Here is a 12,779-nt window from a genome sequence, read left to right as displayed (position 1 = left end):
TCAGAACCTAAATGTGCTCAGGCGCAGTGCGCAATGCGCTGAACCTGGGCCTTGATAGCCTGCCCTCGCTCGATCTCTGCTTTGCGCAGGTCGTAGGTGAGCTGCAAGTTCAGCCAGAACTCCGGGGTGGTCTCAAAACACGCCGCCAGCCGTAGCGCCATGTCGGCGCTGACGCCCCTGCGCTGCAGGACGATATCGTTGACGGTGGGTGTCGAGACGCTCAGCGCCCGAGCCAGCGCTGCTGAGGCAAGGCCCAAGGGTTCGAGGAACTCTTCTTTGAGAACTTCACCGGGATGTACAGGTCGCATTCCGTTTTTGGTCATAGTTGCCTCAGTGGTAATCGACAATTTCAACATTCTCTGGACCATTAGCGCCCCAGACGAAGCAAATCCGCCACTGGCCGTTGATACGAATGCTGTGCTGCCCGCAGCGATTCCCGATGAGCGCTTCTAGGCGATTGCCCGGTGGAGATTTTAGGTCCACCAAGGAAGAAGCGGCATCCAGCATCGTCAGCTTGCGCTCTACGACCGAAAGAATTGACGACCACACTCGACTTTTGCCTTGTCGAAAAAGGGATTCAGTGTCCTTACATTTGAAGCTTGCAATCATCGCGAACGCTTAACGTTATTCGTTAAGGCGCGAGTCTAGATTCACATTGCCAATAAAGCAACACGCACTTCGACAGCACTGAGACGATTAAGACACAGCCCGTAAAACATGCCCTCGCCCACCCGCCGGGCTAATGACTATCCTTCAGCTCGCCGCAGGAAGCGGTGCTGCCTTCAAGGAAAGACATGTCCCTAGCGATTGTTCTGAGCCGGGCCCAAGTTGGCGTTGAAGCGCCCGCCGTGACCGTTGAAACCCATCTCGCCAACGGGCTGCCCAGCCTGACGCTGGTGGGTCTGCCAGAGGGCGCGGTCAAGGAGAGCAAGGATCGGGTGCGCAGTGCGATCCTCAACTGTCGGCTGGAATTCCCTGCGCGGCGCATCACCTTGAATCTGGCGCCTGCCGATTTGCCCAAGGACGGCGGACGCTTCGATCTTGCCATCGCCCTCGGCTTGCTCGCCGCCAGCGCGCAGGTGCCGACCCTTGCGCTGGAGGGCATTGAGTGTCTGGGGGAGCTGGCGTTGTCGGGGGCGATTCGGCCCGTCCAAGGCGTGCTCCCGGCGGCGCTTGCTGCGCGGGAAGCCGGACACACGCTGATTGTGCCTGCGGTGAATGCCGAGGAGGCGTGCCTGGCGTCAGGCCTGAAGGTGATCGCGGTCAGTCATCTGCTGGAGCTGGTGTCGCACCTGAATGGACACACGGTTATCTCGCCCTATAAATCCAATGGCCTGATCCTGCAGACGCAGCCTTATCCCGACTTGAGTGAGGTGCAAGGCCAGATCGCTGCCAAACGCGCGTTGCTGGTGGCCGCGGCTGGCGCGCATAACCTGCTTTTCAGCGGCCCTCCCGGCACCGGTAAAACGCTGCTCGCGAGCCGTTTGCCCGGGCTATTGCCGCCGCTGGATGAGCTCGAAGCGTTGGAAGTGGCGGCGATTCAATCGGTCGCCAGTCACGCGCCGCTGACCAGTTGGCCCCAGCGCCCCTTCCGCCAGCCTCATCACTCGGCGTCGGGTCCTGCGCTGGTCGGCGGTGGCAGTCGCCCGCAACCTGGCGAAATCACCCTCGCGCACCACGGCGTGCTGTTTCTGGACGAGCTTCCGGAATTTGATCGGCGTGTGCTGGAGGTGCTTCGCGAACCGCTCGAATCGGGCCACATCGTGATTTCCCGCGCGCGGGATCGGGTGCGCTTTCCGGCGCGCTTTCAGCTGGTGGCGGCGATGAACCCCTGCCCGTGCGGTTATCACGGCGAGCCGACCGGGCGCTGTCGCTGCTCAACTGATCAGATTCAGCGTTACCGCAACAAGCTGTCCGGGCCGCTGCTCGACCGGATTGACCTGCATCTGACGGTCGCCCGTGAAACCACGTCTTTAGCGGCAACGCCCGATTGCAAGGGTGAAAGCGCCAGCGCAGCGGAGGTGGTATCCGAAGCCCGACAGCGCCAACAACGACGCCAGGGCTGCGCCAATGCATTCCTTGATCTGCCCGCACTGCGTCAGCACTGCGCGCTGTTGCCGGAAGACGAAGCCTGGCTCGAGAATGCTTGTGAACGTCTGAACCTCTCTCTGCGCGCTGCACACCGATTGCTGAAAGTGGCGCGCACGCTGGCCGATCTGGAGAAGGTGGACGCAATCGCCCGATGCCACATTGCTGAGGCTTTGCAGTATCGGCCTTCGTCGAACTAAAGATCTTCACTTCAATGCTGCATGTGAGGATTGATCCGGCACTTAAAAACCAGGCATCGGAGACCTTGGCCAACTTTGGCCTCACCATTTCCGATGCAGTGCGTATTTTGCTCACTCGAGTAGTCCGCGAAGGCGGTCTACCCGCTGGCCTCGGCGCACACCCGGACGCTTACGATCAGTGGTTCAGGGCCAAGGTGCGTGAAGCCATGGACGACTCGGGGCCGACGCACTCGCATGAGGACGTGATGGCTGCCGCTACCGAATTACTCCAAAGGAAGCGCGGTGCTGACAATTGAATGGAGCAAGTATGCCAAGGCGGGTTTGCTCAAGCGCCTAGGCAGCTCTCCCGCCTCACCGAAACCGATCCACTTCTTTCTGCAAGTCAGACGCGACCGCGTTCAGCTCTTGAGCGGTGATCGCGAGGTTCGACACGACTTCGCGTTGCTCGCTGTTCGCCAGGGCGATGCTTTGCAGGTTGGCGCTGAGCAGCGTTGCGGTGTTGCTCTGCTCCTGGGTCGCCGTGGTGATGGACGTGAATTGCTCACCGGCCGAGCGGCTTTGTTCGTCGATCTGGGCCAGCGCTGCTGCGACTTTGGCGTTGCGCGCGAGACCTTCCTGCATCAGCGCGTTGCCTTGCTGCATAGTGCTGATGGCATTGCTGGTCTCTTGCTGGATGCTGCTGATCATTCCGGAGATTTCATCGGTGGCCTGGCGCGTACGTGATGCCAGGCTGCGAACTTCATCCGCCACTACCGCAAAACCCCGGCCTTGCTCGCCGGCGCGTGCGGCTTCGATCGCGGCGTTAAGGGCCAGAAGGTTGGTCTGCTCGGCGATCGAGGTGATGACGCTGACAATCCCGCCGATCTCTTGCGAGCGCTGGCCCAAGGTATCGATCACCGTCGCGGTGCTGCTCAGCGAGCCTGCAATTTGCTCCAGCGAGGCCGATGCTTCCTCCATGGACGTACGACCGATGCGCGTCTGCTGGGCATTGCCCTGGGCCATGCGTTCGGTGGTGCCCATGTTGTCGGCGATGGTCAGGGCCGTGGCGCTGAACTCCTCCACTGCACCGGCCATGCTGGTGATTTCGCCGGATTGCTGTTCCATTCCGTCATAAGCGCCGCCCGACAAGCCGGACAGTGCGTTGGCGCGGGTGCTGACTTCCTGCGCGGCCGTGCGAATGTGGGACACCATGGTTTCCAGCGCCTGGCCCATCGTGTTGAAGCTGCCTGCCAACTGACCAATTTCGTCATGGCTGGAAATGTTCAGACGTGCACTCAGATCACCTGCGCCGAGGGCTTCTGCCTGACTGACCAGCGCCGACAGCGGCCGTAGCTTGCTGCGCAACAGCCAGATCGCGGCGCCGACAGCGATCAACATCGCCAGAAGGCTGCCAATTGCCAATTGCGTGCCGACGCTCCAGGTCACTGCGCTGATTTCATCCTTGGGCATCGTCGCCAGAACCGTCCACGGGCCGCCGGCAAACTTCTCGCCGACGGTGTAGAAATCTTCACCGGCGTCCTGCCAGAAACGCCCAACGCTCGGCGTCTTGGCGAACTCGGCCAGCGTGGTGCTTGCCTGATCCAGGTCCTTCACGCCCGCAGGCGGCACCAGCCATTTGTTCTGCTCATCAAGCAACGCCAGCGAACCGGTGGAACCGATGCGGAAGTTTTTCAGGTTGTCGAACTGCGCCTTCTGCGCGTCGGTGTAATCGAAGCCGACGAACAACACGGCGATGACCTTTCCGCTGGCGTCACGCACCGGGCTGTACTGCGTCATGTACAAACGGTCGAACAACAGCGCGCGACCGACGTATCCCTGCCCGGCCAGCAGCTTTTCGTAGGCCGGATGCTTGTGATCCAGCGAGGTGCCGAGGGCGCGCGAGCCGTCCTGCTTGCTCAGGGACGTGCTGACGCGCACGAAGTCGTCGCCGCTGCGAACGAAGACCGTCGCCACGCCGGCCGTCATGTTTTTGAAGTCGTCGACTTCAGTGAAGTCGTTGTTCAGCGCGTTGCCGTTGAGCAGTAATGCAGGGGTCTGCACGCCCGCGACCGCAATCTGCTGATCACCCTGCAGGCTCAGGCCGGCCGAAAAACGCTTCTCGAACAGACCGCTCAGACGCAGGGTGCTGTCGCGCAACGTGCTGTGGAAGGTGTTCAACTGGTCGGCGAGCAACCGGGCTTCGCTGCTCATGTGCTCCTCACGGATGACCAGATTTGCCGAGTCCAGTGAGCGCAGGGCAAACAGCGTGCTGCCGCTGATGACGACGGCCAGAATAACGGCCAGGGCAATGCCGAGTTGCGAGGCAATTCGGGCGCGAGGCTGAGGCATGGGTGCTCCTTGCCGAACGACTGGGCCGTCCTGGATCTCAGGAACACCATTCGGACGAATTCTAATAGAGGGAATCGATGAGCCGATTGAGGTGAACCGGCTCTGCAATACACCTTCGGCGGACAAACGAAATACTTGAGTCCTACATCGTTTCAGGACGGAATTAATCCCCTCTTTGGCTGTCCTGCGTCCGCTTTCGATGGCCGAGCGCTTTACGGCTCACTCCAGAATCGTCACGTCCGGCAATTCCATCGCCTGCACCTCGCCCTGCAAAAAGTCACTCAACCGCCGCATACGCTCGCCGCCCGGCCGAGTCTTTGGCCAGACAAGGTAGTAGTTTTCCCCGCTGACCACCGCTGTGCGCCAAGGCAGGCTCAGTCGGCCCTGGGCGACATCCTCCGCCACCATCAGCAGATCGCCCATGGAAACGCCGTAACCCCGGGCCGCCGCAATCATGCCCAGCTCCAGCGTGTCGAAGACCTGCCCTCCCTTGAGCGAGACCCGGTCAGACAAATCCATGTGCTCCAGCCATCGGCGCCAGTCGCGACGGTCGGGCGTGGGATGCAACAGTTCGGCGCCAGCCAGTCGCTCGGCATCCCAAGGCTCATCATCCAGCAGCGTCGGCGCGCCCACGGGAATCAGCAGCTCAGGGAACAGGTAGGTCGCCTCCCACTCCGGCGGGAAGTGCCCATGGCTGAGCAACACCGCGCAATCGAATGGCTCCTGGGTGAAGTCGACGCTGTCGATGTCCATCCAGGCGCTGGTCAGCTGGACTTCGTTGCCCACCTGCAGATGGCGGAAACGACTCAGCCGCGCCAGCAACCAGCGCATGGTCAGGGTCGATGGAGCCTTCATGCGCAAGATGCCCTCCTCCGCCATCAACGCGCTGCAGGCTCGCTCCAAGGCCAAAAAACCTTCCCGTACGCCCGGCAGCAACTCACGCGCGGCCTCGGTAAGCTGCAGATTGCGACCGTTGCGGCGAAACAGACGGCAGGCGAAATGCTCTTCGAGCGTGCGGATATGCCGACTGACCGCGCTTTGGGTGATCGACAGCTCTTCAGCGGCACGCGTGAACGAACTGTGTCGCGCAGCGGCTTCAAACGCGCGCAGGGCATACAGTGGCGGAAGGGTGCGTGACATCGACGGGTATCCCTCAGGCAGTCGGGCAGGTGAGATCACTCTACTAAAGAAATATCAGGATGAGTTTTACTCATGCGAGAGATCGCATTTATCCCTTTGTGCATCCCCGCCTGAATCCCCACAATGACCGGCCTGCCAACACCAGTAACCCGAGCGCAAAGACCATGCACCAGCACGCCTTCAAAGAACTGTGGATCATCCTGCGTCTGGCCGGGCCGCTGATTGCTTCGCAGATGGCGCACATGCTGATGGTGTTCACCGACACCGTAATGATGGGCAAACTGGGCCCGGAATCCCTGGCCGGTGGCGGGCTGGGTGCGGCGAGCTATAACTTCGTGTCGTTCTTCTGCGTGGGTGTCATGGCCGCGGTCGGCACGTTGGCTGCCATCCGCAAGGGCGCGAACGATCACGCAGGCGTCACACGCTTGACCCAGGCCGGCTTGTGGCTGGCATGGGGCATGGCGCTGATTGCCGCGCTGATCCTGTGGAACCTCGAGCCGATTCTGCTGCAGTTTGGTCAAGATGAAGCCAACGTGCACATGGCCAGTGAATTCCTGATCACGCTGCCATTGGCGCTGCCCGGCCTTCTGAGCTTCATGGCCCTGCGCGGATTCACCAGTGCGCTGGGGCGCGCCACACCCGTGATGGTGATCAGCCTGGTGGGCGTGGCGCTCAACTTCGGGCTCAATTACGCCTTTATCCACGGACTGTTCGGCCTGCCGCACTGGGGCCTGATGGGCATTGGCCTGGTCACGGCCATTGTCACCAACGCCATGGCCCTGGCCCTCGCACTTCACATTCGTTATCACAGCGCCTACGCGGCGTACCCCCTTCACAAAGAACTGATGAAACTCTCGCGCAGCTGCCTGAAAGAGCTGTGGCGCCTGGGCCTGCCCATTGGCGGCACGTACGCGGTGGAAGTCGGGCTGTTCACCTTTGCGGCGTTCTGCATGGGGGCCATGGGCAGCACCCAGATGGCCGCGCACCAGATCGCCCTTCAATCGGTGTCGATGGCGTTCATGGTTCCGGTCGGGATTTCCTACGCGGTGACCATGCGCATCGGCTTGCACTACGGGGCGGGAAACCTGCTGCTGGCGCGCACTGCCGGACGCATGGGGATTGGTTTCGGCGGGCTGCTGATGCTGTCGTTTGGCATTCTGTTCTGGGTCGCGCCCCACGCCGTCATCGGGTTGTTCGTGGACGTCAACGATCCGAAATACCAGGGAGTGGTCGAGCTGGCGGTGAAGCTGCTGGCCATCGCCGCCTGGTTCGAGATTCTCGACGGCACGCAGACCATTGCCATGGGTGCCATTCGAGGTTTCAAGGACGCAAAAACCACGTTCCTGATCGGGCTGGCGAGCTACTGGGTGGTCGGCGCGCCGTTGGCGTGGGGCCTTGGGTTTTTGGCGAACCAGGGCGCGGTGGGCGTGTGGTGGGGACTGGCGATCGGCCTGCTCTGCTCAGCGGTCGCACTGACCTGGGCATTCGAGCGCAAGACGGCGCGGCTGCTGCGCAAAGAGGCGACGGGCGTTGTGGTGATGGGGTAGGCGAACTCAGACCTGTAGGGCCGTGCGTGGCTCCTCAAGTCCCCTGCAGTCCCTTTCTCTGCACCTGATGCATCGCCAGATACTCCGTCAGCTCTGGCAACGCAAGCGGGTGGCTGATGAGAAACCCTTGGACCTGATCGCAGTTGAAGCTGCGCAGCAAGGCCAGTTGCTCAGGGGTTTCAACACCTTCGGCCACCACTTCGAGGCTGAGGTTGTGGGCCAGGTTGATCATGGCGTGGACCAGCTTGCGGTTTTCCTCGCGCTGCTCCATTTCACCGACAAAGCTCTTGTCGATCTTCAGCAGCGTGATCGGCAGGCTATTGAGGTGCACGAAGGATGAAAACCCGGTGCCGAAATCGTCCAGCGAGAAGCGCACCCCCAGGCGACCCAGCGCGTCCATGGTCTGCCTGACCAGGTCACTGCGGCGCATGACCGCCGTTTCGGTCAGTTCAAATTCCAGCCATTGCGCGTCAATGCCGCGATCGGCAATCAATCGGCTGAGCGTTGCGAGCAACTGGTTGTCCTGGAATTGACGGAATGAAAGGTTGATCGCCATGTGCAGCGGCGGTACGCCTTTCTCGCGCAACGCCTGCATGTCTCGGAGCGCACGGGCGATGACCCAGTATCCCAGCGGCACGATCAGCCCGCTCTGCTCGGCCAATGGCACGAATTCACTCGGCGGCAACAGCCCACGTTCAGCGTGGCGCCAGCGCACCAGTGCCTCAAGCCCCAGAATGTGCCCGGTGTTCAGGCACAGGCGCGGTTGGTAATGCAGCTCCAGCTCGTCGCGACGCAAGGCGCGGCGCAGCTCGCTTTCCAGGTCGGCGAGGCTTCGGGCATTGCGGTTGATGCGTTCGTTGAAGACGTGAAACGTGCAGCCCTGCGTGCCTTTGGCCTGCTGCATGGCGATATGCGCATGCCACATCAAGGGATCGGCGCCGCCATTGATGCGCGCATAGGCGATGCCCAGGCTGCACCCGATCAACAGGCTTTCGCCATCGACCCAATACGGTTCGGACAAGGCTTCGGTGATGCGCTCGGCAATGGACTCCGCCCGCTCAGGGGCACGTCGAGTGTCGATCAGAAGGGCGAATTCATCGCTGCCCAGTCGTGCCAGTTGATCGCACGCTTCCAGTTGGCCTTTCAGCCGCGCCACGACTTGCAGGATCAGTCGATCGCCTGCCTGATGACCCAACGCGTCATTGGCGCGGCGGAAGTTGTCCAGGTCCAGATGCCCAAGGGCCAGACCTCGACCGTCGAACTCGGCCAGCCGGGCGGCCAACAGGGTCTGAAAGCCCTGGCGGTTGGCGATACCGGTAAGAGGGTCCTGCTCTGCGAGGCGATTGAGCGTGGTTTCCAGCACGCCCCGTTCGCGCACATGACGCAGACAACGGCGCAAGGCCTGCGGAGTGAGCGCATCGCGCACCAGCCAGTCGCTGACGCCGACGGGCTCTTCGTCCGGCTCCGTGTCAAAAAGCAATACGGTGGGCCAGTTGCATTGGCCGGCGGCGGGCTGAAGGGCTTCAGTGGTGAAAAGGATTCCAGGGGCTGCGAGGTCTGTTTGATCGCCAACGGCGTCCCAGCTCGACGCGCAGTCCAGGACGGCGGCGTCTACGAGCGGCGCCAGGCACTCGCGCAACGATGCCGGCCATTCGGGCGTGTCCGCCAGAAGCAGCAAGCGCAAGGGTTCGACAGGCGTAGACAAGCTAACTCCCCACACAAACGTAAAGACCTTGGCGCACCCCCGAATGAGGGTCGTCAAACGCGATAATCATCCGCAGTAGGCAAATGTAACAAAACGGCGAAATATAGATAGCGCGGCGCATCACAGTGTCGGACGGTGGCTGCGAAATCCGCTGACCCTGTTAAAATGCCCGCCCTTTTCAAAGCGACCCCACTTTTCCCCATGTCCCGACTCAATCCCCGGCAACAGGAAGCCGTGAACTACGTCGGCGGCCCTCTTTTGGTGCTCGCCGGCGCTGGCTCCGGCAAGACCAGCGTGATCACACGCAAGATTGCCCACCTCATCCAGAACTGCGGCATCCGTGCCCAGTACATCGTCGCCATGACCTTTACCAACAAGGCGGCGCGGGAGATGAAGGAGCGCGTCGGGACCCTTTTGCGCAGCGGCGAAGGGCGCGGCCTGACCGTTTCGACGTTTCACAACCTGGGCCTGAACATCATCCGCAAGGAACACGCCCGTCTGGGGTACAAGCCCGGGTTCTCGATCTTCGACGAGACCGACGTCAAGGCGCTGATGACCGACATCATGCAGAAGGAATACTCGGGCGACGACGGCGTCGACGAGATCAAGAACATGATCGGCGCCTGGAAAAACGAACTGATTCTGCCGCCCGAAGCCCTCGCCAATTCGCGCAACCCCAAGGAACAGACCGCCGCCATCGTCTACAGCCACTACCAGCGCACGCTCAAGGCGTACAACGCGGTGGATTTCGACGACCTGATTCTGCTGCCGGTGAAGCTGTTCGAAGAGCACGCCGACATTCTGGAAAAGTGGCAACACAAGGTGCGCTACCTCCTCGTCGACGAATACCAGGACACCAACGCCAGCCAGTACCTGCTGGTGAAGATGCTCATCGGCACGCGCTGCCAGTTCACTGTTGTGGGTGACGACGACCAGTCGATCTACGCCTGGCGCGGCGCGCGGCCGGAAAACCTTATGCTGCTCAAGGACGATTACCCGTCGTTGAAAGTGGTGATGCTGGAGCAGAACTACCGCTCTACCAGCCGTATTCTGCGCTGCGCCAACGTGCTGATCGCCAACAACCCCCACGCATTCGAGAAACAGCTGTGGAGCGAGATGGGCCACGGCGATGAAATCCGTGTGATTCGTTGCAAGAACGAAGACGCCGAAGCCGAGCGCGTGGCCATCGAAATTCTCAGCCTGCACCTGCGCACCGACCGGCCGTACAGCGACTTCGCGATCCTCTATCGCGGTAACTATCAGGCCAAGCTGATCGAGCTGAAGCTGCAGCACCATCAGATTCCGTATCGGCTGTCCGGGGGCAACAGCTTCTTCGGACGTCAGGAAGTGAAAGACCTGATGGCTTACTTCCGCCTGCTGGTGAACCCGGATGACGATAACGCCTTCCTGCGCGTGATCAACGTCCCGCGCCGGGAAATCGGCTCGACCACCCTTGAAAAGCTGGGCAACTATTCCACCGAGCGCAAGGTGTCGATGTATGCCGCGACCGACGAGATCGGCCTGGGCGAGCATCTGGACGCCCGCTTCACCGACCGCCTCAGACGCTTCAAACACTGGATGGACGGCGTGCGCCAGCAATGCGCGACGCAGGACCCGATTGCCGCTTTGCGCAGCATGGTCATGGACATCGATTACGAAAACTGGATTCGTCAGAACAGCTCCAGCGACAAGGCCGCCGACTACCGCATGGGCAACGTGTGGTTCCTGATCGAGGCGCTGAAAAACACGCTGGAGAAGGACGAAGAAGGCGGCATGACCATCGAGGAGGCCATCGGCAAGCTGGTCCTGCGCGACATGCTCGAACGTCAGCAGGAAGAGGAAGACGGCGCCGAAGGCGTGCAGATGATGACCCTGCACGCCTCCAAGGGTCTGGAGTTTCCGTACGTGTTCATCATGGGGATGGAAGAGGAAATCCTCCCGCACCGCTCCAGCATCGAAGCCGACACCATCGAAGAAGAGCGCCGTCTGGCCTACGTGGGCATCACCCGCGCGCGGCAGACGCTGGCGTTCACCTTTGCGGCCAAGCGCAAGCAGTACGGCGAAATCATCGATTGCCTCCCGAGCCGGTTCCTCGACGAACTGCCGCCTGACGATCTCGCCTGGGAAGGCAACGATGACACGCCCGTCGAAGTCAAAGCCGTACGCGGCAACACAGCCTTGGCGGACATACGCGCCATGCTGAAAAGATAACGTTTATTTCGCGCACATCGCGCTCTGAGGACCACCCACGTGGAAGCACTGCACAAGAAAATTCGCAACGAAGGCATCGTGCTTTCCGACCAGGTATTGAAGGTCGACGCGTTTCTCAACCATCAGATCGACCCGGTGCTGATGCAGCAGATCGGCGACGAATTCGCCGCGCTGTTCGCCGACTCGGGCATCACCAAAATCGTCACCATCGAGGCGTCGGGCATCGCCCCTGCGGTCATGACCGGTTTGAAGATGGGCGTTCCGGTGATTTTCGCGCGCAAGCATCAGTCGCTGACCCTCACTGAAAACATGTTTTCCGCGTCGGTGTACTCGTTCACCAAGCAGACCGAAAGCACCATCGCCATTTCTACCCGTCACCTGAACAGCAGCGATCGTGTGCTGATCATCGACGACTTCCTGGCCAACGGTAAGGCGTCACAGGCGCTGATCTCGATCATCAAGCAAGCGGGCGCGACGGTCGCCGGCCTGGGTATCGTGATCGAGAAGTCGTTCCAGGGCGGCCGCGCCGAACTGGATGGCCAGGGCTATCGTGTAGAGTCACTGGCGCGCGTACAGTCGTTGAAAGATGGCGTTGTAACGTTCGTTTGATAGCTGCTTCAGCATTCCTGTACCAGCAATAAAGGAGAGCATCATGATCATTGGCGAAAAACTGAGCGTAGAGGCGTTCTTCGATCCGCAGACCTCGACCATCAGTTACCTGGTCATTGACCGCTCTACGCTTCAGGCCGCGCTGATCGACAGCGTGCTGGATTACGACCCTAAATCCGGGCGCACCAGCACGCAATCTGCGGACAAGCTGATCGGCAGGGTCCGCGAGCTGGGCGTGTCGGTGCAGTGGATTCTGGAAACCCACGTCCACGCCGATCACGTCTCGGCGGCGGCCTACCTGAAAGAACAGCTCGGCGGCACGGTCGCCATTGGCAGCCACATCACCCGCGTGCAGAAAGTCTTCGGCACGCTGTTCAACGCCAAAGGCGACTTCGCCCGTGATGGCAGCCAGTTCGACCGGCTGCTGGAAGATGACGCGCATTTTCAGATTGGCACGCTGCGGGCCAGAGCCATGCACACCCCTGGCCACACACCGGCGTGCATGACGTACGTGATTGAAGCTGGCAATGAAGCGGTGGCGTTTGTCGGCGATACCCTGTTCATGCCCGACTACGGCACCGCTCGTTGCGACTTCCCCGGTGCCGATGCGCGCACGCTTTATCGCTCGGTCGGCCGGATCCTCGGCCTGCCGCCGCAGACGCGTCTGTTCATGTGTCACGACTACCTGCCCAACGGCCGAGAGCTGATGTTCATGACCACCGTTGCCGAGCAACGCGCCAGCAATATCCATGTGCGTGAAGGCATCGACGAGGACGCCTTTGTGGAGATGCGCGAGAAGCGCGATGCCACCCTCGACATGCCCGTGCTGATCCTGCCTTCGGTGCAGATCAACATGCGCGGCGGCAATCTGCCGGAAGCGGAGGACAACGGCGTGCGCTACCTGAAAGTCCCGATCAATGCGGTGTAAGTGCTACCAGGCGCGCTGATCCC

At 61.2% G+C, this 12,779-nt stretch carries 11 protein-coding genes; 6 read left to right on the top strand and 5 right to left on the bottom strand.

All coding sequences use genetic code 11. The annotated features are described in order from the left end of the window. Positions 1–17: 17 nt before the first annotated feature. Entirely contained in the window at positions 18–323 is a 306-nt protein-coding gene (locus IFT99_RS05010; RefSeq protein WP_192130677.1) for a HigA family addiction module antitoxin, read from the bottom strand. Positions 324–330: 7 nt separating this feature from the next. Continuing rightward, positions 331–609, bottom strand: coding sequence for a type II toxin-antitoxin system RelE/ParE family toxin (locus tag IFT99_RS05005; protein WP_192130676.1), 279 nt, complete (start codon positions 607–609; stop codon positions 331–333). A 185-nt stretch (positions 610–794) separates the two neighbouring features. Between IFT99_RS05005 and IFT99_RS05000 the strand changes: the two genes are divergently transcribed. Together IFT99_RS05000 and IFT99_RS04995 are read left to right on the top strand one after the other, a co-directional pair. Beyond that, the gene (locus tag IFT99_RS05000) at positions 795–2,288 is read left to right on the top strand and encodes a YifB family Mg chelatase-like AAA ATPase (RefSeq protein ID WP_192130675.1); all 1,494 of its coding nucleotides are present in this window, start codon (positions 795–797) and stop codon (positions 2,286–2,288) included. A 14-nt stretch (positions 2,289–2,302) separates the two neighbouring features. Beyond that, a complete protein-coding gene (locus IFT99_RS04995; protein WP_192130674.1) occupies positions 2,303–2,584 on the top strand; it encodes a type II toxin-antitoxin system RelB/DinJ family antitoxin in 282 nt (93 codons plus the stop codon). Positions 2,585–2,639: 55 nt separating this feature from the next. Here IFT99_RS04995 and IFT99_RS04990 read toward each other — a convergent pair whose 3' ends face one another. Next, positions 2,640–4,616, bottom strand: coding sequence for a methyl-accepting chemotaxis protein (locus IFT99_RS04990; protein ID WP_192130673.1), 1,977 nt, complete (start codon positions 4,614–4,616; stop codon positions 2,640–2,642). A gap of 219 nt (positions 4,617–4,835) precedes the next feature. After that, positions 4,836–5,756, bottom strand: coding sequence for a LysR substrate-binding domain-containing protein (locus IFT99_RS04985; RefSeq protein ID WP_192130672.1), 921 nt, complete (start codon positions 5,754–5,756; stop codon positions 4,836–4,838). 164 nt (positions 5,757–5,920) lie between these two features. Between IFT99_RS04985 and IFT99_RS04980 the strand changes: the two genes are divergently transcribed. Continuing rightward, positions 5,921–7,303 carry a NorM family multidrug efflux MATE transporter gene (locus tag IFT99_RS04980; protein WP_192130671.1) on the top strand — a complete coding sequence of 461 codons (1,383 nt, stop codon included), beginning with the start codon at positions 5,921–5,923 and terminating at the stop codon, positions 7,301–7,303. Between the two features lie 34 nt (positions 7,304–7,337). On the opposite strand, the gene IFT99_RS04975 is transcribed toward IFT99_RS04980, so the two are convergent. Then, positions 7,338–9,008 (bottom strand): putative bifunctional diguanylate cyclase/phosphodiesterase, encoded by a 1,671-nt coding sequence (locus tag IFT99_RS04975; RefSeq protein WP_065988256.1) that lies wholly within the window; start codon positions 9,006–9,008, stop codon positions 7,338–7,340. 201 nt (positions 9,009–9,209) lie between these two features. On the opposite strand from IFT99_RS04975, the gene rep reads away from it, so the two are divergent. From rep to IFT99_RS04960, 3 genes are read left to right on the top strand one after another with little or no spacing between them, the layout of a single operon-like run. Then, positions 9,210–11,219: a DNA helicase Rep gene (rep, locus tag IFT99_RS04970; protein WP_074892658.1), complete on the top strand. Its 2,010-nt coding sequence runs from the start codon at positions 9,210–9,212 to the stop codon at positions 11,217–11,219. A gap of 39 nt (positions 11,220–11,258) precedes the next feature. Further along, entirely contained in the window at positions 11,259–11,828 is a 570-nt protein-coding gene (locus IFT99_RS04965; RefSeq protein ID WP_192130670.1) for a xanthine phosphoribosyltransferase, read from the top strand. Between the two features lie 43 nt (positions 11,829–11,871). Then, positions 11,872–12,756, top strand: a complete 885-nt coding sequence (locus tag IFT99_RS04960) for an MBL fold metallo-hydrolase (protein WP_192130669.1) — start codon at positions 11,872–11,874, stop codon at positions 12,754–12,756. The last annotated feature ends 23 nt before the right edge of the window (positions 12,757–12,779 follow it).

The sequence above is a fragment of the Pseudomonas sp. CFBP 8772 genome, assembly GCF_014841665.1.
Lineage (GTDB): Bacteria > Pseudomonadota > Gammaproteobacteria > Pseudomonadales > Pseudomonadaceae > Aquipseudomonas > Aquipseudomonas graminis_B.
The sequence above is the reverse complement of the archived record's forward strand: the minus strand, read 5'-3'. Positions and strand labels throughout refer to the sequence as shown.

Coding starts and splice junctions, on each gene's coding strand:
- IFT99_RS05010 (WP_192130677.1), bottom strand. CDS start 323: ATGACCAAAAACGGAATGCGACCTGTACATCCCGGTGAAGTTCTCAAA.
- IFT99_RS04980 (WP_192130671.1), top strand. CDS start 5,921: ATGCACCAGCACGCCTTCAAAGAACTGTGGATCATCCTGCGTCTGGCC.
- IFT99_RS04985 (WP_192130672.1), bottom strand. CDS start 5,756: ATGTCACGCACCCTTCCGCCACTGTATGCCCTGCGCGCGTTTGAAGCC.
- IFT99_RS04960 (WP_192130669.1), top strand. CDS start 11,872: ATGATCATTGGCGAAAAACTGAGCGTAGAGGCGTTCTTCGATCCGCAG.
- IFT99_RS05005 (WP_192130676.1), bottom strand. CDS start 609: ATGATTGCAAGCTTCAAATGTAAGGACACTGAATCCCTTTTTCGACAA.
- IFT99_RS04995 (WP_192130674.1), top strand. CDS start 2,303: ATGCTGCATGTGAGGATTGATCCGGCACTTAAAAACCAGGCATCGGAG.
- IFT99_RS05000 (WP_192130675.1), top strand. CDS start 795: ATGTCCCTAGCGATTGTTCTGAGCCGGGCCCAAGTTGGCGTTGAAGCG.
- IFT99_RS04990 (WP_192130673.1), bottom strand. CDS start 4,616: ATGCCTCAGCCTCGCGCCCGAATTGCCTCGCAACTCGGCATTGCCCTG.
- rep (WP_074892658.1), top strand. CDS start 9,210: ATGTCCCGACTCAATCCCCGGCAACAGGAAGCCGTGAACTACGTCGGC.